The following is a 24000-nucleotide window of genomic DNA, read 5'->3' on the forward strand; positions in this document are numbered from 1 at the left end:
TGCAGATAGAATAAACCATGCTTTTTTTATTGTTCCAGATCGACAAAGATTATTACGCACTTGATACCCGTCAGGTGGCTGTAGTGCTGTCGTTGGTCAACCTGAAACAAATGCCGGCGACAGCGCCTTGGGTCGCTGGCGTATTCACCTATCGCGGCCAGTCGGTGCCGGTGATCGATCTCAGCCTGCTGGCGCTGGGGCGCCCGGCTCTGCGCCGCCTCAGCACTCGCATGGTACTGGTGCATTACCCTGTGCCTGGTGGGGGTAACCGCCTGCTCGGACTGGTATTGGAAAAAGCCAGCGAAATCATGCGTCGTGAACGCTCCGAATTTCGCGATAGCGGCCTCGATCACGGTAATGCGCCTTATCTGGGCCCGGTTACCGACGATGCGCGCGGCCTGATTCAAGCGGTCCGGATACAAGACTTGCTGCCGCCCGACGTGCGTGCACAATTGTTTCCGGCCGAGGTGCAATGATGCCGCTGGAAAAATTTGAAATCCTGCTGAAACGCACCATGGGCCTGGATATCCAATCCATAGGCCGGCCCATGCTGGAGCGCGCGTTACAGGAAAGATGCGGCAGTTGCGGTATCGATGAGCTGGATGCCTACTGGCTGTTGCTACAGGTCTCGGAACGGGAACAGTTGCAATTGATCGAGTCGGTAATCGTTCCGGAAACCTGGTTTTTCCGGAATCGCGAAGCCTTTATCGAAATGACGCATCTGCTACCGCAACGGCCGCTCAGCGGCGGCCAGCCCTTGCGTATCCTGAGCCTGCCCTGCTCCACTGGTGAAGAACCGTATTCGATTGCGATGGCGCTGCTGGACGCCGGCCTGTCGCCGCGGCACTTCCGTATCGACGCCATCGACATCAGTCAGCGATCGCTCGATATCGCCCGCCAGGCTGTATACGGCAAGAATTCGTTTCGCGGTGACTTCTTGACGTTTCGATATAAATATTTTGCGCTCAATGAGCAAGGTTATGCGCTGTCGGAAACGGTCCGGCAACAAGTGTATTTTATGCAAAGCAACCTGTTTGCTGCCGATCTGCTGGCCGGGCAAGTCCCCTACGACATTATCTTTTGCCGCAATCTGTTGATCTATTTCGATCGCGCCATCCAGCATCAGGCGGTCACCATCCTGCTCCAGCGGTTGGCGCCTGAAGGTCTGCTATTTGTCGGTCCTGCGGAAAGCGCTTTGATGACGCAACACGCGCTGACACAGGTCAAAGCGCCAATGTCCTTCGCTTTCCGGCAAGGTGCTCCTGCACAGGAATTAGCAAAACCGGCGGCGCCGCCGGCTACCGCCGTCTTCACTCGTCAACCGCCAATGTCACTATTGCGACCGAGGTCGAGGCCCGCTGCAGAGCGCATCATTCAGGAAAAACAGGAAAAAATCAAAGCAAGCGCAGATACGGCGCCGGCATTATTACCGCAAACGACCCTGGCAACGGCGCAACTACTGGCGGATCAAGGCAAGCTGAGCGAAGCCGCCAACCTGTGCGAACAACTGATACAGCGTCATGGTGCATCAGCCGCGCTCTACTATCTGATGGGTGTGGTCCATGATGCGGCCGACCGTAAACAGGCCGCCACCGACTGCTATCGAAAAGTCCTGTATCTGGAACCCGCCCATGCTGAAGCCATGACGCATCTGGCGGCATTGCTGCAAGTGCAAGGAGATTTCGCCGGCGCCAGATTATTGCAGCAACGCGTACGGCGTTCGACAGAATCATGAGTACATCCCTTCATTATCAAGTCAACACCGCCATGACGCAGATCGACGATTGCTGGAACCGGATCGGCGTACGCGGCGATGCTTCATGCGAGCAGTTGATTCTGCATATCGATTGTCGCAACTGCCCGGTGCATGCGCGCGCCGCGGCCGAGCTGCTGGACCGCTTGCAAATAGATGAGATTGGCGACAACCTCTCTGAACAGGCCGAAGAACAAGCAGAAAAACAACCGCAAAGCGCCGCAGACCTGCGCTCCGTGCTGCTGTTTCGCATCGGCGAAGAATGGTTGGCGCTGCCGACTGCGCTGCTGGAAGAAATCACCGAACAGCGCGCCATACATCGCCTGCCTCACCGACAAAACGCCATCGTGTTGGGCATTACCAATATTCGCGGCGCGCTGGTGACTTGCGTTTCCCTGGCGGCGATGCTCGGCATCGGCATCGGCAACGGCGACGAACGCAACGGGCGCAACGAACGCCAGGAACTATTGCGGCGCATGCTGATAGTTCGGCACAACGGCCAAACTACCGCCTTTACAGCGGATGAAGTGCACGGCACCCTGCGCGTCGCCGATTCCGCCCGGCAAGCGGTGCCCACCACGCTGACGCGCGCAGCCGGCCATTTCACTCATGCAATCATCCACTGGAATGGGCATAGCGTAGGTTTGCTGGAGCAGGAACTGCTGTTTAACGCGCTAGATCGGAGCCTGGCATGAACGTCGACGACATACGCGACGCTTCCATGCTTGATCTGTTTCGCCTGGAGGTAGAAACCCAGGCGCAGGTCATGAGCAGCGGCCTGTTAGCCATCGAACGCTCGGCTTCACCGGAACAATTGGAAGCCTGCATGCGGGCAGCCCATTCGATCAAGGGCGCGGCGCGGATTGTCGGCATCCAGGCGGGCGTCGATGTCACCCATGTAATGGAAGACTGCTTCGTTTCTGCGCAGCAGGGAAAAGTGCAACTGGGGCCACGCCGCATCGACCAGCTATTGCACGGTGTCGATCTGCTGCAAAGGATAGCCATCAGCGCCGAGGACATCGAATTATGGCAGGCAGGTAGCGGCCGCAAGGAAATCGAGACGTTCCTGCGAGGCCTTGAAGACAGTTTGCGGCAGGCTGACGATCATTCCCGTCAACTGGAAACAACTGTCGCTGCGGCAGTAGATCTGGACGATGCCGGCGAAATCCCGCAAAGTGGCAATCAGGGTAAGAACAAAGAACAGTCAGACCGCATGTTACGTGTCACCGCTGCGCATTTGAACCAGCTGGTCAGCCTGTCCGGTGAATCGTTGGTGGAATCGCGCTGGCTGCCGGTATTCAACGAATCGTTGCAGCGCCTTAAACGATTGCAGCAGAGTACCGCGCAATCGCTGGAAATCTTGCATGACACGCTGCGCGAGAACAATCTTGTTGGCGCACAACACAAGGCATTGCAAGCTGTCCGCCAGAATGTCGATGCCAGCCAGAAAATGCTGGCAGAACGCCTGACCGAACTGGAGCTGTTCGAGCGGCGCAACAGTAGTCGCGCCCAGCGTTTGTACGATCAGGCGCTGGCTTGCCGCATGCGGCCGTTTGCCGATCGGGTGGTGGGCTACGATCGCATGGTGCGCGATCTCGGACGCACTTTAGGTAAACAGGTAAGGCTGGAGATCCACGGCGAAACCACGCAGGTCGATCGCGACATCCTGGAGCAACTGGACGCACCGCTGGTGCATCTGTTGCGCAATGCGCTGGACCATGGCATCGAACAGCCACAGCAGCGACGCGCCGCGGGCAAGAACGATGAAGGCCTGATTACATTGACTGCGCGCCACCATGCCGGTCTGTTGCAAATCACGATCAGCGACGACGGTAACGGCATGGACCTGGAGCAATTGCGCACTTCCCTGGTGCGGCGCGGCCTGGTCGACAGCGCAACTGCAAGCCGCCTGAGTGACGCTGAACTGCTGCACTTCCTGTTATTGCCAGGCTTCAGCATGCGCGACACCGTCACGGAAATTTCCGGGCGCGGCGTCGGCCTGGACGTGGTCCACAACATGCTCAAACGCATGCGCGGCACGATCCAGATTTTCAGCGATGCAGGCCAAGGCATGCGTTTTCAATTGCAACTGCCTTTGACGTTGTCGCTGGTGCGCAGCTTGCTGGTCAACATCGGCGGCGAGGCCTACGCCTTCCCTCTGGCTTACGTCAACCGCACCATGATATTGGAGAAGGATCAGATCGAATCGCTGGAAGGCCGTCAACACTTTACGTTTGAAAAGCGCCAGATCGGCCTGATCTCCGCCAGCCAGATTTTACAGAGCGGCGATGCCGCGACCGATGACGGGCTTGACGACAGGATTGCGCTGGTGGTAATCGGCGATCAGACACAGACCTATGGCCTGCAAGTCGACCGTTTGCTGGGCGAGCACATGCTGGTGGTGCAACCGCTGGATACACGCCTGGGCAAGATCAAGGATGTGGCGGCAGCTGCGTTGATGGAAGACGGCGCGCCGGTATTGATACTGGACGTTGTCGACATGCTGAATTCAGCCGAAAAACTGATTGCGCATGGCCAGCTCGACAAAATCCAGAACAACGCCAGCCGACAGCAGGCCAGGACCAGCAAACGGGTGCTGGTGGTCGACGATTCGCTTACCGTGCGCGAGCTGGAACGCAAGCTGCTAAGTAGCCGCGGCTATACGGTGCGGGTTGCGGTGGACGGAATGGACGGCTGGAACGCATTGCGCAGCGAGCCATTCGACCTGGTAGTGACCGATATCGACATGCCACGCATGGATGGCATTGAACTGGTCACTCTGATCAAGAAAAGTCTGCAGCTGAGAGCTATTCCGGTGATGATCGTATCTTACAAGGACCGGCAGGAAGACCGACAGCGCGGCCTTGAAGCCGGCGCCGATTATTATCTGGCCAAAGCCAGTTTTCACGACGAGACCTTGCTGCAAGCGGTGGCAGACCTGATCGGAGAGGCCCATTCATGAAAATCGGTATCGTCAACGATGCGCCGATTGCAGTAGAAGCGCTACGCCGCACTCTGCTGCAGCGCCCTGGCCATGAGATCATCTGGATTGCAGAGGAAGGCAAGCGCGCCATCGAATTGTGTGCATGGCAGACGCCAGACCTGATATTGATGGATTTGATCATGCCGGTGCTCGACGGTGTCAGCGCCACTCGCCATATCATGGCGCATACGCCGTGCGCGATCCTGATAGTCACCGGCGATGTCGGCGCCAATGTTTCAGCGGTATATGACGCGATGGCCCACGGCGCGATCGATGCGATCGATACCCCGAGCACCTTGATCGGTTATCCACGCAACGATGTCAACTCTTTGCTGTCCAAGATCGACTCTATCGAAAAGCTGCTCAATCAGCGCCAGTCAACGCCTGAGCATAGCGTGCCGGCGCCGGCGGCAGAATCGGCCGTAGCTACGAACACAGCCGCCACCCCCGTTTACAGTAAAAAGCCGGTTTTGTCCCCGCCAGATTCAAAATACCTGATTGCCATCGGCGCGTCTGCCGGCGGCCCGGCAGCGCTGGCAGTCCTGCTTTCGCAGCTGCCGGCGGATTTTCCGGCGGCTTTGGTGGTGGTGCAACACGTGGACGCACAATTCGCCTCCGGCATGGCGGACTGGCTCGGCAGCCAGTCCGCCATGCCGGTACGGCTGGCAAAGGCGGGCGATAGTCCGACGCCAGGTTGCGTACTGCTGGCCGGAACCGACGATCACCTGCGCTTGACCCGGCCGTTCCAGCTGGGATATACCGAGCAGCCCAGCGGCTATCCCTACCGACCGTCGATCGATGTATTCTTCCAGAGTGTCGTCGAATTATGGGCAGGTAAAGCGGTGGGCGTCCTGCTGACGGGTATGGGACGAGACGGCGCCATAGGGTTGAAAGCCATGCGCGACAAAGGCTATTACACCATCGCCCAGGATCAGAAATCCAGCGCTGTTTACGGTATGCCGAAAGCGGCAGCGTCGCTAAACGCCGCCGACGCCATCCTCCCAGTCAATCAAATTGCCGGCAAGCTGGTCAGTATTATAAATAAACGATAGCCACAATCAGTACAGATACGGAGTGAGTCATGCCTAAAGAACTAAATCTCGACATCAATCAATCGCCGGACGATTATCCGGTCATGGTGCTGCTGGTGGATGACCAGGCCATGGTGGGTGAAGCCGTCAGGCGCGCACTGGCGAATCAGGTTAACATCGATTTCCACTACTGCGCCCATCCCGACGAGGCGATCGAAGCCGCCCAGAGAACCCGTCCCACGGTCATCTTGCAGGACCTGGTGATGCCAGGCATTGACGGTTTGACCCTGGTGAGCCAGTACCGCGCCAACCCGGCCACCCGCAACGTCCCTATCATCGTGCTGTCCACCCGCGAAGATCCGACGGTCAAAAGCGCCGCGTTTACCGCCGGCGCCAACGACTATCTGGTCAAGCTGCCCGACACGATAGAGCTGGTGGCGCGGATTCGCTATCACTCACGCTCTTATATGAACCTGTTGCAACGTGATGAGGCCTATCGCGCGCTGCGGCAAAGCCAGCAGCAGCTGCTGGAAACCAATCTGGAACTGCAGCGCCTGACCAATTCGGATGGTTTGACCGGTCTCGCCAACCGGCGTTATTTCGACGAATACTTCAGCGCCGAATGGCGGCGTGCGGAACGCGAGCAAAGTACGTTATCGTTGCTTATGATCGACGTCGATGATTTCAAGATGTATAACGACACCTATGGCCACCTGGCCGGTGATACCGCGCTCAAGCAAGTGGCAGAAGGTATCGGCGATTTTGCACGGCGCCCGACCGATCTCGCTGCGCGCATAGGCGGTGAGGAATTTATATTGGTGCTGCCGTCCATGTCACGTGAAAATATGGAAATTCAGGCCGACAACCTGCGCGCGGCAGTGCATGCGCTGAACGTCCCCCATAAATCTTCCAGCAACGATGCCAGGGTCACCGTCAGCGTTGGCGGCGCCAGCGTGGTGCCGCAACGCGGCAGTTCCCAGGAAAAACTGGTGGAATTGGCCGATCAGGCGCTGTATCGCGCCAAACGCACTGGCAAGAATCGGGTCGAGATTGCCTAGGGTGGACACCTGTACCCGCGCGTGAATTCACGTCATGTACATGCCTATTTCGGTGTTGCGCGGTCCCGTATTCCGGTTATCGCGGTGATACATGGGCACTGCATGCCCACCCGGCGTGCCTGGCGCGCCGCCAACAAGCGCGCGCGTCGTTTGCGAGCCCAGATGATCACGCCGGTAACACTCAGCAACGCCACCGCAACACCCATCAAGGAAATCAGGATGCGCCCGGTCAAACCGAGGATGCGGCCCGAATGCAAGGGAAACTGCGCCTGCATGAAGATATCGCCGGCGCTGCCGGTACCGGGGATTTTTGCGCCTGCGGCATGACCGTCGCCAGCGTCGTAATACAGCCAGCTGTTGCCCAGGCCGACATCGCCATGGTCGTTGCCGGCCTCGAAAAACCCCACGCCGTACAAACCGAAGGCTGAAGAGTAGAACACGCCGCCGACCGGCACCGTCCAGCCGCGGCGCTGTCCGTCCTCGCGGGCCAGTTGCGCCACCTGCTCACGGCTTACGCCGGGCTCGACCTTGGCGGCGAGCGCCGGCGCGACTGGCTTACGGCTGTCAAACGGATCCGGCGTCAACGTCGAAAAGGTTTGCACAATTGGCCGCATGACCGGGTTATAGAGATTCATGGAAACCGAGGTTACCGCCAGGATCAGCAGCAACATCCAAAGCCAGACGCCACCTGAGCGATGCAAATCGAAATTCAATTTATGACCACCCCGGCGCCAGCGGAACGCGAACGATTTGCGCCAGCTGCGCCAATTCGGAAAAGACAGCCATAAGGCGATGCAACAGTCGAGCGCCCAGACGATGCCAATGATGCCCATCAGCCAGGTGCCAAGTTCAATCCCGCCAACCTCGGGCAGATGCATGGTGTAGTGCAGCTTGTACAAGAATGGCAGGAGGTTCTCGCGGCTTAGGGAGATGGCGCCCCACATGCGCTTGCCTTGTATTTCAGCGCTGACCGGATCGACCGCTATCTGGTTGAAGCCAAGATCGTAAGGCTGTTTGCTGGCAGGATCGATACGTCCTTCCACCATCATGGTGCTGGTATGTCCCGGCTCGCTTGCCGTCATCACATAGGTTACCCGCATGCGTGGGTCCTGCGCCTCCGCCCGGTTCGCCAGTTCCAGGCCTGGCAGGCTCTTGCCCGCGCCCGGCTGGTCGGCGCTGCGGGCATGGAACAGCTGCGGATTGAGCCAGGCGTCGAGTTCGTGATCCCAGGAAATGACGGCGCCGGTGGCGCCAGCGATAAACAGGAACACCGCTGCCGCCAGTCCGAACCAGCGGTGCAGGATCACCATGAAAGGACGTATTGTCATGATCGGCTTCAGTATTTCCAGTTAATCGCAACGCTGCCGTTGACAGGCGCGCCGTAGTAGCCTTGCGAGAAGTAGAGGCTGGAGATGTATTTTTTGTTGGTGACGTTGTTGAGGTTGGCAATCACGCTGACCTGTTTGCTGATGTCGTAACGCGCCATCAGGTTGAGCAGCGCGTAGCCTTGCTGCACCGTGGTGACGCTCTGCAGGACGGTCTGCTCCCCTGTCAGTGCATCGGTACGGCTGGTATTACCCTGCCAGGTGACGCTGGCGCCAATTTTCAGCTGTTCCAGTTGTGGAACCTGATAGGTTGCCGCCGCCCGCAAGGTTTGTTTCGGGACGTAATTCTTCACCGAATTACCATCCTGGTCCTTGATCGTCATCACGGTGTAGCCGAGGCTGCCCTGAAAGCCCCTGGCCAGTTCGCCGGACAGCTCCAGCTCCAGTCCTTCCGAATGCGCTTCAATGCCTCGGTAATACGCCTTGGCGCCAACGTAGCCAGCCTGTTCCGCCGAATTGCTTTGCTCTACCCTGAACACGGCTGCCGAGGCATTCAGCTTGCGATTGAAAAACTCGCTCTTCAAGCCCAGCTCGTAACTCTTGCCTTCGACCGGCTTCAGCGTGGCGCCGGTAATGTCGGTCTGGTACTGCGGGTTGAAAATCTCGGTGTAACTGGCGTAGGCCGATACATTCCGGATCAAATCGTAGACCAGGCCGGCATACGGCGTGGTGGAACTGGCGCTGGCCTGGTGGCTGACGCCGTAGGCAATGCCGGTGGTGCTGGCATCGGTATAGTTGGCGCCGAGCAGCAGCTTGAGATTGTCGGCCAGATTGAGACGCGTCGCGCCATACAAGGTCTTGCGCTTGTCGGTATAGGCACTGCCGTCAATCGAGGCATCGAAGCCCGGCTCCGGGTAACTGCCGTCGAATGCGCCTGTGGCTGTGAGCGGCGTACCTATTCCTTGTCCGTAATGCGAGATATCGTCCAGTGTCGAACGCGACCAGCTGGCGCCAACGGTCAGGTCGTGCTGGCGTCCGCCCAGCGAATATTTGCCGTTGACATAGCTGTCGATGACGGTTTGCTTGTTGTCTGAACTGTAGAGGGACGGATAGCTGAACAAGCCCTCGCCAGTGACCCGGTCGGGGGTACCGTAGACATAGAACAGCTTGCCGTCGGTACTCAATTTGTTGTAACTGAGGGTGGTTTTCCATTGCCAGTCGTTGCTGAAACGATGGTTCAGTTCGGCAAAAGCGCGCTGTTCTTCCGAGTTCCAGGACGACCAGTTAGCCGACGTGCTGGTGCCGACGCCATAATGGGTCGGTGAACCGTCGGTGTAATACAGCGGCAGTGCCCCCCATATAGCGCCCTTGCCGTCATTTTTTTGATCGCTGTAGCCCAAAGTCAGCAACGTGTCGTTGCTCAGGTTGGCTTCGACCACGCCATAGAATATATTCTTGCTCGGCTGGTAGCGATCCAGGTAGGAAGCTCCGTCTTCGTGCGCCACCACTACGCGCGCCGCTACGGTCTTGGCGTCGTTGAGCGCGCCGGAGACATCGGCATCGATGCGACGCGTGTTCCAGGAACCGTAGTTGATGCCGGTAGATGCCTGGAAATCATACGTCGGACGCTTGCGTACGAAGTTCACGGTGGCCGACGGGTTGCCGGTGGAAGAAGTCAGTCCGTTGGCGCCGCGCACTACCTCGACGCGATCGTAAAGGGCGGTATCCAGGTCGCCATTCTGCAGGCCGAAGGTGAGAGGAATGCCGACTCCGTCGAACTGGAAATTGGTGATATCGAAGCCGCGCGCCGTGTAATAGGTGCGATTGGTTTCGACTTTTTCGACAGTGACGCCGGTGGTGCCGGCCAGTACCTGATCGACATTATCGAGTTTGAAGTCATCCATTTTAGCGCGCGTGATCACCGATACCGACTGCGGCGTTTCGCGCAATGACATGTCCATTTTGGTTGCTGCATTGCTCTTGCGCACGGTGTAGCTGCCGGTTTTTTCAGTCGGCATTTGCTGATCGCTGCCCCCGGTGACAACCACTTCCGGCAACGCCGCTTCATTGCCGGTGGCCGCCAGCTGCTGGGCCAGCGCCAACTGTGGCGCAGCGGCCGATAACGCCATGGCCACCGCCATGCTCATCACTCGGAATGACGGCTGAACAAGTGATGTGCGTGAAAACGGATCTGCCGCTGGGCGTATCGCAGCGCTAGGAGTTGTCATCTGTTATCCCTGAGCCGATTGATTGATTGTTTTCATGGTTTGAATGGCGTTTAAAGCAGGCGGCATTTCCCTAAAACACCAATGATAATGCGAATGATTCTGATTATCAATTAAATATTTTGAATTTTATGAGAGCGCGATTGCAATCGCATTCAGGATTTGACTCAGTACGAGGGAAGAATTGGGAGCCGGATATCGGGAGCCGGAACCGGGAGCCGGATACCGAGCGGTATCCGGACAGGCTTTCAGGTCGATGCAGCCTCAGGCATGCAGGTGATGTTCTTCTGGCGCGCTGTAGTTGCAGCCATCCGCCGTGTGGGCGCAAGGGTGTATCTCAAACTGCAGCGTGGTGTGATACACCGCGAATTGCGACGCCAGGATCTCTTTCAGCGCCGGCAGCAACTGCTCTGTCGAATAAGCCGGGTCGTACACCACATGCGCGGTCAGGCTGGCCTTGCCGCTGGTGACCGCCCACAGATGGAAGTCATGCACGCTCAGGACTCCCGGCACTGCGCGCAACGCGGCTTGTACCTTTTCAATATCCATGCCTTCCGGTACCCCTTCCAGCAGGATATTGATACTCTCCTTCAGCAATATCCAGGTGCGCGGCAACACCCAGAAACCGATCAATACGGCGATCACCGAATCGACCCAGGCCCAACCGGTATAGCGGATCACCAACGCACCGATAATTACGCCGACCGAACCCAGCATATCGCTCCAGACTTCCAGATACGCGCCCTTGACGTTCAGGCTGGCATCCTTGCCGCCGCTGAGCAGGCGCATGCTGATCAGGTTGACGATCAGGCCGAAGACGGCAATGACCAGCATCCCTGTCGACTGGATTTCAGCGGGACTGCGGAAGCGCTGGTAAGCCTCGTACAAGATATACATCGCCACCATGAACAGCAATGCTGCGTTAAACGCGGCTGCCAGGATTTCAAAACGATGATAGCCAAAGGTGCGTTTGGCGTCGGGCGCTTTCCTGGCGATGCGGATCGCCACCAGTGCGATTGCCAGGGCCATGGTATCGGTCAGCATGTGCGCCGCATCCGAGATCAGCGCCAGGCTGCCGGTGATCAGGCCGCCGATAACTTCGACTATCAGGAAGAGCGTGGTAAGTCCTAATGCGATCCAGATATATTTCTCATTCTGGCTGGTCGGTAAGGCGTGTGAATGGCCTGCGCTCATGTTTGTCCTTGGAGTGTGGCGTGCAGATAATGTACCGCTTTTTTGCGATTGCATACCCTCATTAAAAACCCTGTAGCTACTACAAGGTCAAGCAAATACATAAAAATTTCCTCGAAGATGAAAGCGGACTACACTAATGTTTGCTTTCCCCCTCCCGATAACCAGAACAAAGGAAAACAAATGACTCCCCTGTTAAAAAACATAAGGCCATCGTTGTTCGCTTCTGTTGCACTGGCATTGCTGCTTGGAGCATGCTCGACGATGTCGATGGAATCGGGCCACACCAGCAAGGTTACCCTCGACGGCGGCCATGAAGTGCCACCGACCGGTTCGGCGGCAACCGGCAGCGGCACTATCGTGATTGCAGCCGACAAATCGGTTAGCGGCAGCGTCACCACCAATGGCATAGAGGGAAAAATGGCGCATATCCATGAAGCGGCAATGGGTAAGAACGGTCCGGTATTGGTGCCCTTGACCAAGACTGGCGACAATACCTGGTCGGTACCGGCCGGCGCCAAGTTAACCGACGCTCAATATGCCAGCTACATGGCCGGCAACCTGTATATCAACGTCCACAGCGCAGCCAATCCCGGCGGTGAAATTCGCGGTCAGCTGCTGCCCTGAACCGCACTTGCGAAGCCGCCATGCGCCCCTCCCCTTGCCTATGTCATGGCAGGCCAGCCATGGCGGCCGATTGATGGTATTACCTCTTGAGTAAACCTATGCATCCTGCAATCCGGATTTTTGGCGCGTTCTTCCTGGCCATCGCCCTTGCCAGCGGCGTTCTGTATGCTATCGACCATTCACGCAATACCGGTAGCAGCAAGAATCCTGATAGTCCGGCAAAAACCGCCAGCGCCGCACCGTTCGCGACAATTCCTGCACCACCCACGCCTGTCGCCGCGACATTGGCGGCGGGCGCCCCGCCAGCAGCGCCATCGACAGGTGCTAACCGACCATTGCTGGAGAACGTCGGCGTCATTGCCAAATGCACCATCGACGGCAAGATCGTCTATACCGACAAGGGTTGTCCTCAAGGCAGCAAAGCCAAACCCGTACAGATTACCGATAACGCCGTCATCCCCGGCGTCGACCAGGCGACGATCGAACGCACGCTACGCCAACCGCCGCCCCAGCTAGCCCAGGCTGCACCGTCAGCTGCCGTTATCGAACCCGCCATAGGCACCATCACCACCGAGGCCGGTGTCGATTGCCTGGCACTAGGACGACGCATCGAATGGCTTAACGCTATGGGCCAACACCGGCAGCCGCCGCATATCCGCGACCGCATGCAACACGAGCGCGACGATCTGCAAACCAGAAGGTTCTGGGCGCGTTGTTAGTGCATAATCCCAGCCCATGACCGAAACCGAAACCCGAACCGGAAAATATCAATGTTGCATGGTGATGGCTGGCGGTGGTTTTCGCTTTGGCTATTACCTGGGCATGTACGCAGCAGCAGTCGAGACTGGTAACAAACCTGATCTGCTGCTGGCCAGTTGTGGCGGCTCCATCGCCGCCGCCGTGATCCAGGCGTTGCCGGACGATGCGCAGCGCAAGGCGTGGATCAGCTCGCCAGCGATGTATCAATTTCTCTGCGGCCTGCAGTCGACGCCTAAGGCCGCCATCGGCCGTTCCTTTATTCATGCGGTCAAACGCCGCCTTACGGTAAAGCGCGCAGCCAAAATTCCAGACCTGTTCAGCGATTATTTTTTCGATATACCGGCAGAATTGCCCTTGCCGCCGCTCCAGCCGCAATCGGCAGATCCTGTCGCGGTGGCCATTATCGGTGGGAAAATATTGTTTTCAAAAGCGGAGATCGGACAACGCCGGGCCGGCCGCAAATTATTTGCCGAGACCGTATTTTGCAATCCGCTCACAGCGGCGCTGCTCAACGGCATGCGATCTCCCATGAGCGAGCCGCTGTGGGGCGACAATGCGATCGCACCGCAATTGCTGACCGACGTGCATATGCCTATCGGCGATGCGGTGCGGATTTCCATTTCAGACATGTTTTATTTTCGCTGCCACTCGCATCAGTCCAGCCATTACACTGGCGGCGTGGTCGATCTGTTCCCCATCGAGCTGGCAAATAAACTGGCGCAACGGGTAGTGATGGAACTGAAAGCACCGTTTAACCAGGCAACCGCCATCCCTGCCTGGCGCGCGGTGCTGGGTGTCGACGGCAACCAGCGACTGCGCCATGTCCACCGCCAGCATGCCGACGTCTGGATCGATTCTTCGGATGTGGAAAGCGTTTTCCACAAGAACGGCATGCAGCAAAAACTATCCTGGCGGAAGAATCGCTTGCGCCTGCTCATGCCAACCCGCTATGAAACTTATGTGGAGCACGTCGAGGCGCAATGGCAATACGGCTATCAGCGCGGACTGGAAGCCTTTGGCACGCCGCATGCCGATTACAAACAGCACATGCGTCATGCGACCAGGTACAACAAACCTTGATCAGGTCCGAACTGAATATCCACCCTTAGTTCTTCGCCTTTAATTCCCCATCCAGCCCTGAAGCGCCACACGGCGCGGCAAACCGTCCAGATCGTCGCGCACCAAAACCCTTGCGCGCATGTCGATATAGGCTGGTATGCCAGGCTGCGCCAACAGCGGTTGAATCTTGCCGAGCGCGGCAATCAATTGCGGCGTCAGCTTGTCCAGCACCGGCCGCACATCTCGCCCCAGATCAGGAGCATCGGCAAAACGGCCTGCACCTTGCTGGCGCCATTGCGCATGCAAACCTAGCTGCAGGGTTTTACCGGCCTCGAACTGGGCCTGGAAGAAACGTCTTACAAAAGCCGCATTCAAGCCTTCAGCCTGAGCAGTGACATCGTCCAGTATCAGTTGCTCACGTGGCGGATCGTTGATGGCGCCGCCGGAGTTCCATTTCGCTTTGGCCACCATCGGCGCAACTGCCAGGCGTTGATCTATCAGGGTCAACAGCTGATCGATCTGCCCGGCGTCCGCAGCAGAGGGACCGCACTGAACACCAGGCGTTGACGGCATGCTTTGGCAAGCCGCCAGGATAAACAGCAGGAACCAGCAGGTCAGGAATCTACCCAAGTACAGAGATTTTGAGATTTTCATGGATTCTTTCTATGACAACGCGAAACATAGCATTCATTCATGCGTTCGCAACCCGTTTCGATAAACTAAACGTACACTATCTACTTTGCATTTTATAAAAATTTACATGCTGTCAACACTAAAACTCATCACTGCCGATCCGAACTCCGACAACATCGACCATCTGGTGGCCTTGATAAAGACCTTGCGCCCCGGTAAACCGGAGCAAGGCGAACAGGCGGCCGAGAATGTGCGAGTGTTGGTGCAATTGCTGCATGGCGAACCGGCCCAGGCCAGCGCCCTGCGCCACTACGTGCTGCGCCTGTTTTCGACGCGCCGCCAGATCAGTTTGTATACCGATACCGGCATCTTGCCGAACGCCGGCTTTTTCACCGAACTTTTTCAGCGCCTGTCATTTCGCATCTTGCCGCCGGCGCTGGATGACAATTATTTGCGCGATTGCCTTGATCGCCTGCTGCCGATCGAAACCGATTATCTGTGGATCAATGCAGTGCCGGCAGCAGACTGGCTGAGCCTGTATGACCTGTTAAGCCAGGCGGCGCCCTATACCGATGCTGAGAACAATGCCGCCAGCGATGCCGTCGATCGCCATAAAACCGTGGGCGAATTGCTGGAAGCGATCCAGACTCTATCCTATCGCATCAGCGCCATGGGGCTGGAGCCCGCGCTGCTTAGGCTCTACCCCAGTATTGACGAATTCGAATCGCCGTTCCTGATGCAGAACGTCGAACTGCACCTGTACCTGAACAGCTATCGCCACCATCTGGCGACGAGCGAGTCGGCAGCCGATCCGGGGCAGTTGCCGCCGCTGGAAGATGCCCGCCATCTGGCGGTGATGCTGGATCAATGCGAGACCATCGTCCTCAAAATCCGTAAAAACGCCTTGCGCATGGGGAGTAGCGTATCCCTGACCTATCTGCTGGTCAGGCTGGAGCAAAGCATCACGCGCCTGCGCAAGCTGTTGAGCCTGGTCGATGTCGGTGAAACCAAAGCCGAAGCTGCAGAAGAAACGCAGGATCAAAACACGGCAGAGGCCAGTCAGGCCGCCAAACGCAACCAGGCGTTGGCGCTAGGCCAGGAACTGATCGAAGGGCATAACCGCAAATATGCGGTGCGCGAACTGTTCGCCGACAATATCAACCTGCTGGCACGCAATGTCACCGAAAACGCCAGCCGCACCGGCGAACACTATATTGCCGAGGACCGGCAGGAATATGGTGCGATGTTCCGCTCCGCTTCCGGCGCCGGGCTGATCATCGGCTTCATGTCGCTGATCAAGATACTGGCATCTTATCTGCGCGCTGCACCGCTGGTGGAAGCATTTTTATTCAGCATGAATTATTCGGTCGGCTTCATGCTGATCCATGTGCTGCACTTCACGGTCGCCACCAAGCAACCGGCGATGACCGCATCGCGCATCGCTTCCGGCTTGCACAGCCGCGACGGCCGCAATATCGATCTCGATAGCCTGGTGGAGCTTATCGTCAAAGTGATACGCACCCAATTTATCGCGGTGGCGGGCAATTTGCTGCTGGCTTTTCCGGTAGCCTACCTGATCGCCCTCGCCTATCACTCGCTGTCCGGCCATCATCTGGTTTCGCCCGACAAGGCGGCTCACCTGCTGCACGATATCAATCCGTTCGCCAGCCTGGCGCTGTTCCATGCGGCGATTGCCGGCGTCTGCCTGTTCCTGGCCGGCCTGATCTCGGGCTACTACGATAACAAGGCGCTCTACACACACATGGGAAAGCGCGTGGCGCGCGCGCGCTGGTTGCGCAAGTTGCTCGGCCAGCAACGGCTGGACCGGTTCGGCGAATACCTTGAACGTAATCTGGGCGGACTGATGGGTAATTTCTACTTCGGTATATTGCTCGGCACGATAGGCACCATCGGGTTCATGCTCGGCTTGCCTATCGATATCCGTCACATTACGTTTTCGGCCACTAACTTTGCCACCGCACTGGTCGGCCTGGATAACCAGATGGGCTGGCGGACAGCGGTGGTCTCCGTCATTGGCGTGCTGGGAATCGGTACCGTGAACCTCTGGGTCAGCTTTTCTCTGGCCTTGTTCGTGGCCATGCGCGCACGCCAGATCCGGTTCCGTCAGGGAATGACATTGGCCAGGGCGGTGTTCGCACGTTTCAGGAGCGGGCCCAAGGATTTCTTCATTCCACCCAAGAGAGTCGCTCCGCTGGAACAGGACAAGCCGGCCGCCTAGATGTTAGAAGCAATGTAGGAATAACAAAGTGTTGCAAGCCAAACCGAGCAAAATACCAACGCCAGCCGGCGCACGATGGAAAACATGTTGAACGCTCAGTTACGTGAATCTTTTCTCCGATACGCCGTGGCGCTGCTGTGCATCTTGACAGCAGCTTGCTCGACTTTGCCCGACGTCAGCAACTTGAGCGCTTCTGTGCTGCAGGTAACCACAACGGCCAATAGCCAAGACGGCGCCGCATCCAGGCTCGACAACCTGGCGGCAATGGAGGCGGCGGCTACCGGCAGCCCGCTGGTCAAAGGCAACAAGGTAACCTTGCTGTTCGACGGGCCGGAAACCTTGACTGCGATGATTGCTGCCATCAGGCAGGCCAAAACCACGATCAATTTTGAAACGTATATTTTCGATCAGGACCAGCTCGCCCAGCAATTTGCGGACCTGCTGATAGAAAAGCAACATGACGGGGTGCAAGTCAACATCATCTACGATAGTGTCGGCAGCATCGACACTCCCACCGAATTTTTCGATCGTATGCGCGCGGCCGGCATCAGGCTGATCGAATTCAATCCGGTCAATCCGCTTAAACGCTTTGGCCACTGGCAGCTGAATCATCGCGACCATCGCAAGATCCTGGTGGTGGACGGCAAGATCGGTTTCACCGGCGGCGTCAACATCAGCGCCGCCTACGCCAACAGCTCGCTGTTTCGCGCCGGCCGCCGCGCCAATAGCGGCGCTGGCGCTATTGGCTGGCGCGACACCCATGTGCAGATAGAAGGCCCCGCTGTCGCCTCGTTGCAATTGCTGTTCATGCAAACCTGGGCCACGCAATACGCCGAGGATTTACCGGACCTGGATTATTTTCCGAAACTGGCCGAAGCCGGCAACAAGGCGGTGCATGTGCTGAGCAGCCAGCCGGACAGCGATTACAGCCTGTACAAAGCCTACATTCTGGCGATCCAGCAAGCCCGTAAAAGCATCCATATCACCACGCCCTACTTCACCCCCGACCGCCAGCTGGTGGACGCATTGGTCGCTGCCGCGCGGCGCGGGGTGGATGTCACTCTCATCATGCCGGGGGTGTCCGATGTCGGACTGATGTTCCATGCCGGCCAATCGTTTTATACGCAACTGCTGAACGCCGGCGTCCGCATTTATCAGCTGCAGATAGCGGTGCTGCACGCCAAAACCGCGGTCATCGACGGCAGCTGGTCTACGGTCGGCTCCGCCAACATGGACATCCGCAGCTTCCTCCACAACTATGAAGCAAACGTGATTGTCATCGATGAGCAGTTCGGGCGCCAAATGGAGAGAGCATTCCGCGAAGACATCCGTGGTTCCAGGCAAATCACGCTAGAGCAATGGCAGCAGCGGCCATTTTCGGACCGCGTCAAGGAATGGGCTGCGCGCTCGATCGGTTATTGGCTATGAATGTTCACTTCACGGCGTGGCTATCCGCCCACGCCAGCATCACTTCCATAAAGCGCTGCAAAGTCGGCCGCACCCGCGCCGCCCGCTGCTCGTCGAAAGCAAATGGCAGTTGTTCTTCCATATAACTGATTTGCGTCTGCTCCAGCTGTACCGCGTGGATATTCTGTTCCGGCTTGCCATAGTGGCGCGTGATATGGCCGCCCTTGAAACGGCCATTCACCGCATGGCTGTAACCAGCATCGGCCGCCTGGGCGGCAACCGCCTGCAATTGCTGCGTCAGTTCCGGCGCGCATGAGCTGCCGGCGCCGGTGCCCAGGTTCAAGTCGGGCAAACGCCCTTCGAAGAACCGCGGCACTACGGATGCGATGGAGTGCGCATCCCACAGCATCGCTACGCCATGCTCGGCACGCAGCCGCTGTAATTCTTGCTCCAGTTGCTGGTGATAGGGCCGCCAGTATTCGGTGACGCGGCGTTGGATTTCGGCTTCATCTGGATTTTTACCGGCTTGATACAGCGGTTCCTTGTGGAAGGTATCCACCGGACACAGTCCGGTCGTATCCTGCCCCGGGTAGAGATTGACGTTGTCTTCCGGGCGATTCAGATCGATCACGTAACGCGAGTGGGTCGCTACCAAAGTCGACGCGCCGAGCTGCTCCAGGAAATTATATAACTGCGGCATGTGCCAGTCGGTATCGGCAATGTCCAGTGCCACGGCGCTCATGTTGGCGCGGATATCCGGCGGAATGTACTCGCCGGCATGCGGCATCGACACCAGCAACGGCAATCTGCCGCGATGAAACAGAAATTTTTCCACAGAGAAACCCATCATCAATCCTTTCAACCCACCCAATACGACATTTTAGTCCAGCAATCTCTTCATGGTACGCGCATAGGACAAGGCGCTCTGCTCCTGCCGGCTATGCTTGTGGTCGCGGATGACCCAGTTGCCGCCGACCATGACATCGCGCACCGGCGTTTGCCCGTGATTGCAAAACACAAAGCTGTCGAGCAATTGCTCGCCATGTTTGCCGCCCAGGTCCGCGTGCTGCGGATCCAGCGCCAGCAAATCGGCGCGCTGCCCGACCGCCAGGCCTGCCACCTGGCGACCGCTGGCGGTAGCGCCGCCGTGCAGCGCCTGCCGATACATGTACCCGCCCGCCGATGCGCTCTCGCTGCCGACCAGCATATTGCGCTGGCGATGCAGCAGGCGCTGGCTGTACTCATACAAACGCAATTCTTCGCTGACGCTGGTACTAACGTGGCTGTCAGAGCCTATGCCCCACGCACCTTGCGCAGCCGCATAGGCAACGCCATTGAAAATGCCGTCGCCCAGATTGGCTTCGGTAGTCGGACAAATGCCGGCGACGGCGCCGCTGCGCGCCAGCTTTTCCGTTTCAGGCGTTGTCATCTGGGTAGCGTGCACCAGGCACCAATGGCGATCCACCTCGACATTGTCCAGCAGCCAGGCCACCGGCCGCGCACCTAAGGCCGCGACGCAGTCTTCGACTTCCTTGTTTTGTTCTGCAATGTGGATGTGTACCGGTGCTTGCGCATCCCATTGCCTGAGCTGCGTCAGCAGTTCCTGCAGCGATTGCGGCGACACTGCGCGCAATGAATGCGGTGCGACACCGTAGCGCAAGCCGGCATGCTGCGGATGCGATGCTTGCAAGATTTGCAAGGCGCTCATGATCCACTCCGGCGAATTGATGAAGCAGGCTTGCCCCGCATGCGGCGCTTGCGCGCCGAAACCGCTGTACTGGTACATCACCGGCAGCAAAGTCAGGCCGATGCCGACTTCCTGTGCGGCTTCAATCAGGCAAACCATGTTTTCCACCGGATTGGCATACGGCTTGCCATCGCTGCCGTGATGCAAATAGTGGAATTCGCAGACCGAGGTATAGCCTGCTTGCAGCATCTCGATATACAGTTGCACCGCAATCGCCTTCAGGTCGACCGGCGACAACTTGCCGGCAAACTTGTACATCAAGGTACGCCAGCTCCAGAAATTGTCGTTCAGGTCGGAGCGATATTCCGTCAGTCCTGCCATCGCGCGTTGAAACGCATGCGAATGCAGATTTGCAATGCCCGGCAACACCGGGCCGACGGCTCTGGGAGCCAGCGCGATTTCCGCGGCATCGGGACTGACGCGCGTCAGGATGCCCTTATCGTCCCATTCCAGCAGTACATTGTTGCGCCAGCCTTCAGGCAGCAGGGCGCGGTCGGCGATCAGTTGTTTCATGAAAATACTCCTTCTACGTTGCCTTGCCAGACAGGCCGCAGCGCACTACCGCGCTGCAAGGATTGAGTCCGGACCAGTAAGCCAGTTCGGCCAGCGAATCGACTGACCAGATAACAAAATCGGCAGCACGGCCCGCCGCCAGCAAGCCGTGCCGATCAGCTTTACCGAGTGCCAGGGCAGCATTGCCGGTAACGCCCAGTAACGCTTCAGCTACCGTCATGCGGAACAAAGTGCAAGACATGTTCAACATCAGCAGCAACGACGTGGTTGGCGATGTGCCCGGATTGCTATCGGTGGAAATCGCCATCGGTATCCGGTGGCGCCGCAGCAATTCGAGCGGTGGCTGTTTGGTTTCGCGTATGAAATAGTAGGCGCCAGGCAGCAACACTGCCACCGTGCCGCTCTGCTGCATTTCGATCACATCGGCTTCGCTCAGATGCTCCAGATGATCGACCGACAGGGCTTTGAAGCGTGTAGCCAGCTGCGTCGCTCCAATATTCGACAGTTGATCGGCATGCATTTTTACCGGCAAGCCGAGCTTGCTGGCAACCGCGAATACCCTTTCGCTCTGTGCCACGGAAAAACCGATGTTTTCGCAAAACACGTCGACCGCGTCGATCAAGCCTTCAGCATGCAGCACCGGCAGCATTTCGTTGCAGACCAGATCGATGTAGGCGTCGGCACGGCCCTGATATTCCGGCGGCACCGCATGGGCGCCAAGAAAAGTAGTGTACACAGTGACCGGATAAGATGCGCCAAGGCGCCGCGCGACGCGCAGCATTTTGCGCTCGGTCTGCAGATCCAGGCCGTAGCCGGATTTGATTTCGATCGTCGTCACGCCTTCGGCCAGCAAGGCCTCCAGCCTTCTTGCCGCTTGCCGGAACAGGCTTTCTTCGTCGGCCTCGCGGGTGGCGCGCACGGTGGATACGATGCCGCCGCCACGACGTGCGATTTCTTCATAGCTGGCGCCGGCCAGGCGCAAGGCGAATTCATCGGCGCGGTTGCCGCCATACACCAGATGCGTATGGCAATCGATCAAACCAGGCGTGATCCAGCGGTTGGCGACATCGTGCCGCGGCAAGCGGGCATCGATAAATTCCGCAGGCATCTCCGCCTCGCTGCCGATCCAGGCAATGACGCCGTTGCGCACCACGATGGCAGCATCGCTGATGGTCTGGTCCGGATTGCCGGCCGGGGCGATCCTGGCGTTATGCCAGATGCCGTAGGCAGACTGCACTTGCTTAACTGGACTCTGCGGCATGTTGGTATCCCGGTTGCAGATTGATGTTGTGATTGGCGTTTAGATTAATTGTCACGCTGATTAAAACACTGTCGGCGTTCAGCGCACGCAAGGCCAGCGCGCCCGTTTCGCTTTCGCGCACCAGGGTCTGGCCTGGCGCCAGCGTCGCTTGCCCCGAATCCGGGTTCTCGCTTCGCACGTCCCAGCGGCCTTGCACGCAAAACAGAAGTTCCCAGCCCGGCGGCAGAACTCGATCGGCACGCGAGATCTCGACCGCGCCGCTAGCAGCACCGCGCCGCAGCATCAGGTTGAAATCTTTACATGGCCCGCCTTCCAGACGTGCGGTTATCTGCTCTTCGCCGCGAAAGCAATATGGCTGCAACGGCATCGTCAGCGATGTTTGTTTGCCGTTATCGGCGAGCAATTGCATGCCCTCGCCTTCCAGCAGCGTAATCACCCGGTCGACTCCGGGAAAACTTGAAAACGCGCCGGTCTGTGCGACGTCGGCAATACTCACCCGCCACAAAAACGCATCGAACGAGGCTGCCGCCGGATAGCCGTATAACTCACGCGTCACGCCACCGCCGTTTTTCCACGGCGTGGCATGCAAGTCTTCGAACTTGATGAGTTTCATTTTATCGACTTGTCTTTATTGTTTGTATAAATCCGCAAACAAGGAACTGCAGCTGGCGCTGACCGCACCTTGCAAGACCATCTGCTTGGCGGCTTCGATATCCGGCGCAAAGAAGCGGTCCTTGTCGTAGAACCCGACCTTGTCACGCAAGCGCTGCTGCACTTGGGTCAACAACGGTGAGGTGGCCAGCGGCTGATGGAAATCCACACCCTGTGCCGCCGCCAGCAATTCAATCGCGACGATGGTTGCGGTATTGTGCGCCATCTCATGCAGACGGCGACCGGCGTAGGTGGCCATGCTGACGTGGTCTTCCTGGTTAGCGGACGTCGGCAAACTGTCGACGCTGGCCGGATGCGCCATGGATTTGTTTTCCGAGGCCAGGGCCGCGGCGGTAACGTGGGCGATCATGAAACCGGAATTCAGGCCCGGCTCGTTCACCAGGAATGGCGGCAGGCCGGAAATCGATGAATCGATCAGCAACGCGATGCGACGTTCGGACAAAGCGCCGATCTCGGCGATCGCCAACGCCAGCGTGTCAGCCGCAAACGCCACCGGCTCAGCGTGAAAATTACCGCCGGAAATGACTTCGTCGTGCTCGGAATAAATCAAAGGATTGTCAGTCACGGCATTCGCCTCGATCAGCAGCGTGCGCGCGGCATTGCCGATCAGGTCGACGCAAGCGCCCATCACTTGCGGCTGGCAACGCAAGCTGTACGGATCTTGTACACGCTCATCGTTGACCAGATGCGATTGCCGGATCGCGCTGCCGCTCAATAGCTGGCGATAAATTTTCGCGCTGGCAATCTGTCCCGGCTGGCCGCGTACTTCATGCACGCGCGGGTCGAACGGTGCGTCGCTGCCGCGCGCAGCATCCACTGCCAGGGCGCCGGTAACGGTCGCGGCTTCCAGTACGCGCTCTGCCAGGAACAAACCGTGCAGCGTCAATGCGGTTGAGACCTGGGTGCCGTTGATCAACGCCAGACCCTCCTTCGAGGCCAGCACGATCGGCGTGATGCCGGCCTTGGCCAGCGCTTCCTTGGCATCCACCAGTTTGCCGTCGACCCGTACCTGGCCTTCGCCCATGATCGCCAGCGTCATATGCGACAACGGCGCCAGATCGCCGGATGCGCCGACTGAACCCTTGACCGGGATACAGGGCATGATGCCGGCGTTGTAGATCGCCAGCATGGTATCGATTACTTTGGCCCGGATACCGGAGAAGCCGCGCGAAAGGCTGCCGATTTTCATCGCCAGGACCAGGCGTACCGTCTCATCGGCCATCAATTCGCCGGTGCCGACCGAGTGCGACATGATCAGGTTACGTTGCAGCAGTTCCAGCTGATCATCCGGAATCCGGGTCTTGGCCAGTTTGCCGAAGCCGGTATTGATGCCATAGGCGGCATCGCCGCGCTCAACGATTCTGGCGACGGTAGCGGCCGAGGCATTGATTGCTTCGTAGGCGGACGGTGCCAGCTGGAGCGGCACGCCGTCGGCCCAAATACTGCGAATCTCTGCCAGAGAGATTTTTCCAGGTTGCAGAGTCAATAATGTTTTCATGATCACTTCTTTCAAAATA

At 58.1% G+C, this 24000-nt stretch carries 20 protein-coding genes; 11 read left to right on the forward strand and 9 right to left on the reverse strand.

The genetic code is table 11. The features are described from left to right. The first annotated feature begins 17 nt into the window (after positions 1 to 17). Genes BM205_RS01785 through BM205_RS01810 form a run of 6 tightly spaced genes read left to right on the forward strand, consistent with a single transcriptional unit; the run spans position 18 to position 6825 of the window. Positions 18 to 476, forward strand: coding sequence for a chemotaxis protein CheW (locus BM205_RS01785; RefSeq protein ID WP_092411950.1), 459 nt, complete (start codon positions 18 to 20; stop codon positions 474 to 476). Beyond that, on the forward strand, positions 473 to 1735 hold the full coding sequence (locus BM205_RS01790; RefSeq protein ID WP_092411951.1) for a CheR family methyltransferase: 1263 nt from the start codon (positions 473 to 475) through the stop codon (positions 1733 to 1735). The genes BM205_RS01785 and BM205_RS01790 overlap by 4 nt, the downstream gene beginning before the upstream one ends. Continuing rightward, the gene (locus BM205_RS01795) at positions 1732 to 2448 is read left to right on the forward strand and encodes a chemotaxis protein CheW (protein WP_092411952.1); all 717 of its coding nucleotides are present in this window, start codon (positions 1732 to 1734) and stop codon (positions 2446 to 2448) included. Before BM205_RS01790 ends, BM205_RS01795 begins: the two co-directional genes overlap by 4 nt. Continuing rightward, positions 2445 to 4715: a hybrid sensor histidine kinase/response regulator gene (locus BM205_RS01800; protein WP_092411953.1), complete on the forward strand. Its 2271-nt coding sequence runs from the start codon at positions 2445 to 2447 to the stop codon at positions 4713 to 4715. The genes BM205_RS01795 and BM205_RS01800 overlap by 4 nt, the downstream gene beginning before the upstream one ends. Next, a complete protein-coding gene (locus BM205_RS01805; RefSeq protein WP_092411954.1) occupies positions 4712 to 5788 on the forward strand; it encodes a chemotaxis response regulator protein-glutamate methylesterase in 1077 nt (358 codons plus the stop codon). The genes BM205_RS01800 and BM205_RS01805 overlap by 4 nt, the downstream gene beginning before the upstream one ends. A 29-nt stretch (positions 5789 to 5817) precedes the next feature. After that, the gene (locus BM205_RS01810; protein ID WP_092411955.1) at positions 5818 to 6825 is read left to right on the forward strand and encodes a GGDEF domain-containing response regulator; all 1008 of its coding nucleotides are present in this window, start codon (positions 5818 to 5820) and stop codon (positions 6823 to 6825) included. Between the two features lie 44 nt (positions 6826 to 6869). Here BM205_RS01810 and BM205_RS01815 read toward each other — a convergent pair whose 3' ends face one another. From BM205_RS01815 to BM205_RS01825, 3 genes are all read right to left on the reverse strand, one after another. Then, complete coding sequence (locus BM205_RS01815) at positions 6870 to 8153, reverse strand: PepSY-associated TM helix domain-containing protein (protein WP_371326443.1); 1284 nt, start codon at positions 8151 to 8153, stop codon at positions 6870 to 6872. 8 nt (positions 8154 to 8161) lie between these two features. Continuing rightward, positions 8162 to 10378: a TonB-dependent siderophore receptor gene (locus BM205_RS01820; RefSeq protein ID WP_092411956.1), complete on the reverse strand. Its 2217-nt coding sequence runs from the start codon at positions 10376 to 10378 to the stop codon at positions 8162 to 8164. 261 nt (positions 10379 to 10639) lie between these two features. Next, a complete protein-coding gene (locus BM205_RS01825) occupies positions 10640 to 11569 on the reverse strand; it encodes a cation diffusion facilitator family transporter (RefSeq protein WP_092411957.1) in 930 nt (309 codons plus the stop codon). Positions 11570 to 11749: 180 nt separating this feature from the next. On the opposite strand from BM205_RS01825, the gene BM205_RS01830 reads away from it, so the two are divergent. The 3 genes from BM205_RS01830 to BM205_RS01840 all read left to right on the forward strand — a co-directional run bounded on the left by BM205_RS01830 (position 11750) and on the right by BM205_RS01840 (position 14032). Further along, the gene (locus BM205_RS01830) at positions 11750 to 12193 is read left to right on the forward strand and encodes a CHRD domain-containing protein (protein WP_092411958.1); all 444 of its coding nucleotides are present in this window, start codon (positions 11750 to 11752) and stop codon (positions 12191 to 12193) included. A 98-nt stretch (positions 12194 to 12291) separates the two neighbouring features. After that, positions 12292 to 12912, forward strand: coding sequence for a hypothetical protein (locus BM205_RS01835; protein WP_092411959.1), 621 nt, complete (start codon positions 12292 to 12294; stop codon positions 12910 to 12912). A gap of 16 nt (positions 12913 to 12928) precedes the next feature. Further along, on the forward strand, positions 12929 to 14032 hold the full coding sequence (locus tag BM205_RS01840; RefSeq protein WP_254783691.1) for a patatin-like phospholipase family protein: 1104 nt from the start codon (positions 12929 to 12931) through the stop codon (positions 14030 to 14032). A 39-nt stretch (positions 14033 to 14071) separates the two neighbouring features. Here BM205_RS01840 and aroQ read toward each other — a convergent pair whose 3' ends face one another. Next, a complete protein-coding gene (aroQ, locus tag BM205_RS01845) occupies positions 14072 to 14665 on the reverse strand; it encodes a gamma subclass chorismate mutase AroQ (RefSeq protein ID WP_092411961.1) in 594 nt (197 codons plus the stop codon). A 106-nt stretch (positions 14666 to 14771) separates the two neighbouring features. Between aroQ and BM205_RS01850 the strand changes: the two genes are divergently transcribed. Together BM205_RS01850 and cls are read left to right on the forward strand one after the other, a co-directional pair. Next, a complete protein-coding gene (locus BM205_RS01850) occupies positions 14772 to 16883 on the forward strand; it encodes a site-specific recombinase (protein ID WP_092411962.1) in 2112 nt (703 codons plus the stop codon). Between the two features lie 84 nt (positions 16884 to 16967). Beyond that, positions 16968 to 18311: a cardiolipin synthase gene (gene cls / locus BM205_RS01855; protein ID WP_254783692.1), complete on the forward strand. Its 1344-nt coding sequence runs from the start codon at positions 16968 to 16970 to the stop codon at positions 18309 to 18311. Positions 18312 to 18315: 4 nt separating this feature from the next. On the opposite strand, the gene hutG is transcribed toward cls, so the two are convergent. From hutG to hutH, 5 genes are read right to left on the reverse strand one after another with little or no spacing between them, the layout of a single operon-like run. Further along, on the reverse strand, positions 18316 to 19137 hold the full coding sequence (hutG, locus tag BM205_RS01860; protein WP_092412650.1) for an N-formylglutamate deformylase: 822 nt from the start codon (positions 19135 to 19137) through the stop codon (positions 18316 to 18318). 33 nt (positions 19138 to 19170) lie between these two features. Next, entirely contained in the window at positions 19171 to 20550 is a 1380-nt protein-coding gene (locus BM205_RS01865; protein WP_092411964.1) for a formimidoylglutamate deiminase, read from the reverse strand. Positions 20551 to 20563: 13 nt separating this feature from the next. Further along, on the reverse strand, positions 20564 to 21811 hold the full coding sequence (gene hutI / locus BM205_RS01870; protein WP_092411965.1) for an imidazolonepropionase: 1248 nt from the start codon (positions 21809 to 21811) through the stop codon (positions 20564 to 20566). Beyond that, positions 21792 to 22424, reverse strand: a complete 633-nt coding sequence (locus BM205_RS01875; RefSeq protein ID WP_092411966.1) for a HutD/Ves family protein — start codon at positions 22422 to 22424, stop codon at positions 21792 to 21794. The genes hutI and BM205_RS01875 overlap by 20 nt, the downstream gene beginning before the upstream one ends. Positions 22425 to 22439: 15 nt before the next feature. Continuing rightward, entirely contained in the window at positions 22440 to 23981 is a 1542-nt protein-coding gene (hutH, locus tag BM205_RS01880; RefSeq protein WP_092411967.1) for a histidine ammonia-lyase, read from the reverse strand. Between the last annotated feature and the right edge of the window lie 19 nt (positions 23982 to 24000).

The organism is Collimonas sp. OK307 (assembly GCF_900113705.1).
Taxonomy (GTDB): domain Bacteria; phylum Pseudomonadota; class Gammaproteobacteria; order Burkholderiales; family Burkholderiaceae_D; genus Collimonas.

Excerpts from the sequence above, each read along its gene's own strand:
- BM205_RS01810 (WP_092411955.1), top strand. The coding sequence starts at position 5,818 with ATGCCTAAAGAACTAAATCTCGACATCAATCAATCGCCGGACGATTAT.
- BM205_RS01800 (WP_092411953.1), top strand. The coding sequence starts at position 2,445 with ATGAACGTCGACGACATACGCGACGCTTCCATGCTTGATCTGTTTCGC.
- BM205_RS01840 (WP_254783691.1), top strand. The coding sequence starts at position 12,929 with ATGACCGAAACCGAAACCCGAACCGGAAAATATCAATGTTGCATGGTG.
- BM205_RS01830 (WP_092411958.1), top strand. The coding sequence starts at position 11,750 with ATGACTCCCCTGTTAAAAAACATAAGGCCATCGTTGTTCGCTTCTGTT.
- BM205_RS01795 (WP_092411952.1), top strand. The coding sequence starts at position 1,732 with ATGAGTACATCCCTTCATTATCAAGTCAACACCGCCATGACGCAGATC.
- BM205_RS01785 (WP_092411950.1), top strand. The coding sequence starts at position 18 with ATGCTTTTTTTATTGTTCCAGATCGACAAAGATTATTACGCACTTGAT.
- cls (WP_254783692.1), top strand. The coding sequence starts at position 16,968 with ATGTTGAACGCTCAGTTACGTGAATCTTTTCTCCGATACGCCGTGGCG.
- BM205_RS01825 (WP_092411957.1), bottom strand. The coding sequence starts at position 11,569 with ATGAGCGCAGGCCATTCACACGCCTTACCGACCAGCCAGAATGAGAAA.
- BM205_RS01875 (WP_092411966.1), bottom strand. The coding sequence starts at position 22,424 with ATGAAACTCATCAAGTTCGAAGACTTGCATGCCACGCCGTGGAAAAAC.
- BM205_RS01820 (WP_092411956.1), bottom strand. The coding sequence starts at position 10,378 with ATGACAACTCCTAGCGCTGCGATACGCCCAGCGGCAGATCCGTTTTCA.
- hutH (WP_092411967.1), bottom strand. The coding sequence starts at position 23,981 with ATGAAAACATTATTGACTCTGCAACCTGGAAAAATCTCTCTGGCAGAG.
- hutI (WP_092411965.1), bottom strand. The coding sequence starts at position 21,811 with ATGCCGCAGAGTCCAGTTAAGCAAGTGCAGTCTGCCTACGGCATCTGG.
- hutG (WP_092412650.1), bottom strand. The coding sequence starts at position 19,137 with ATGGGTTTCTCTGTGGAAAAATTTCTGTTTCATCGCGGCAGATTGCCG.
- BM205_RS01790 (WP_092411951.1), top strand. The coding sequence starts at position 473 with ATGATGCCGCTGGAAAAATTTGAAATCCTGCTGAAACGCACCATGGGC.
- BM205_RS01835 (WP_092411959.1), top strand. The coding sequence starts at position 12,292 with ATGCATCCTGCAATCCGGATTTTTGGCGCGTTCTTCCTGGCCATCGCC.
- BM205_RS01865 (WP_092411964.1), bottom strand. The coding sequence starts at position 20,550 with ATGAAACAACTGATCGCCGACCGCGCCCTGCTGCCTGAAGGCTGGCGC.
- BM205_RS01815 (WP_371326443.1), bottom strand. The coding sequence starts at position 8,153 with ATGACAATACGTCCTTTCATGGTGATCCTGCACCGCTGGTTCGGACTG.
- aroQ (WP_092411961.1), bottom strand. The coding sequence starts at position 14,665 with ATGAAAATCTCAAAATCTCTGTACTTGGGTAGATTCCTGACCTGCTGG.
- BM205_RS01850 (WP_092411962.1), top strand. The coding sequence starts at position 14,772 with ATGCTGTCAACACTAAAACTCATCACTGCCGATCCGAACTCCGACAAC.
- BM205_RS01805 (WP_092411954.1), top strand. The coding sequence starts at position 4,712 with ATGAAAATCGGTATCGTCAACGATGCGCCGATTGCAGTAGAAGCGCTA.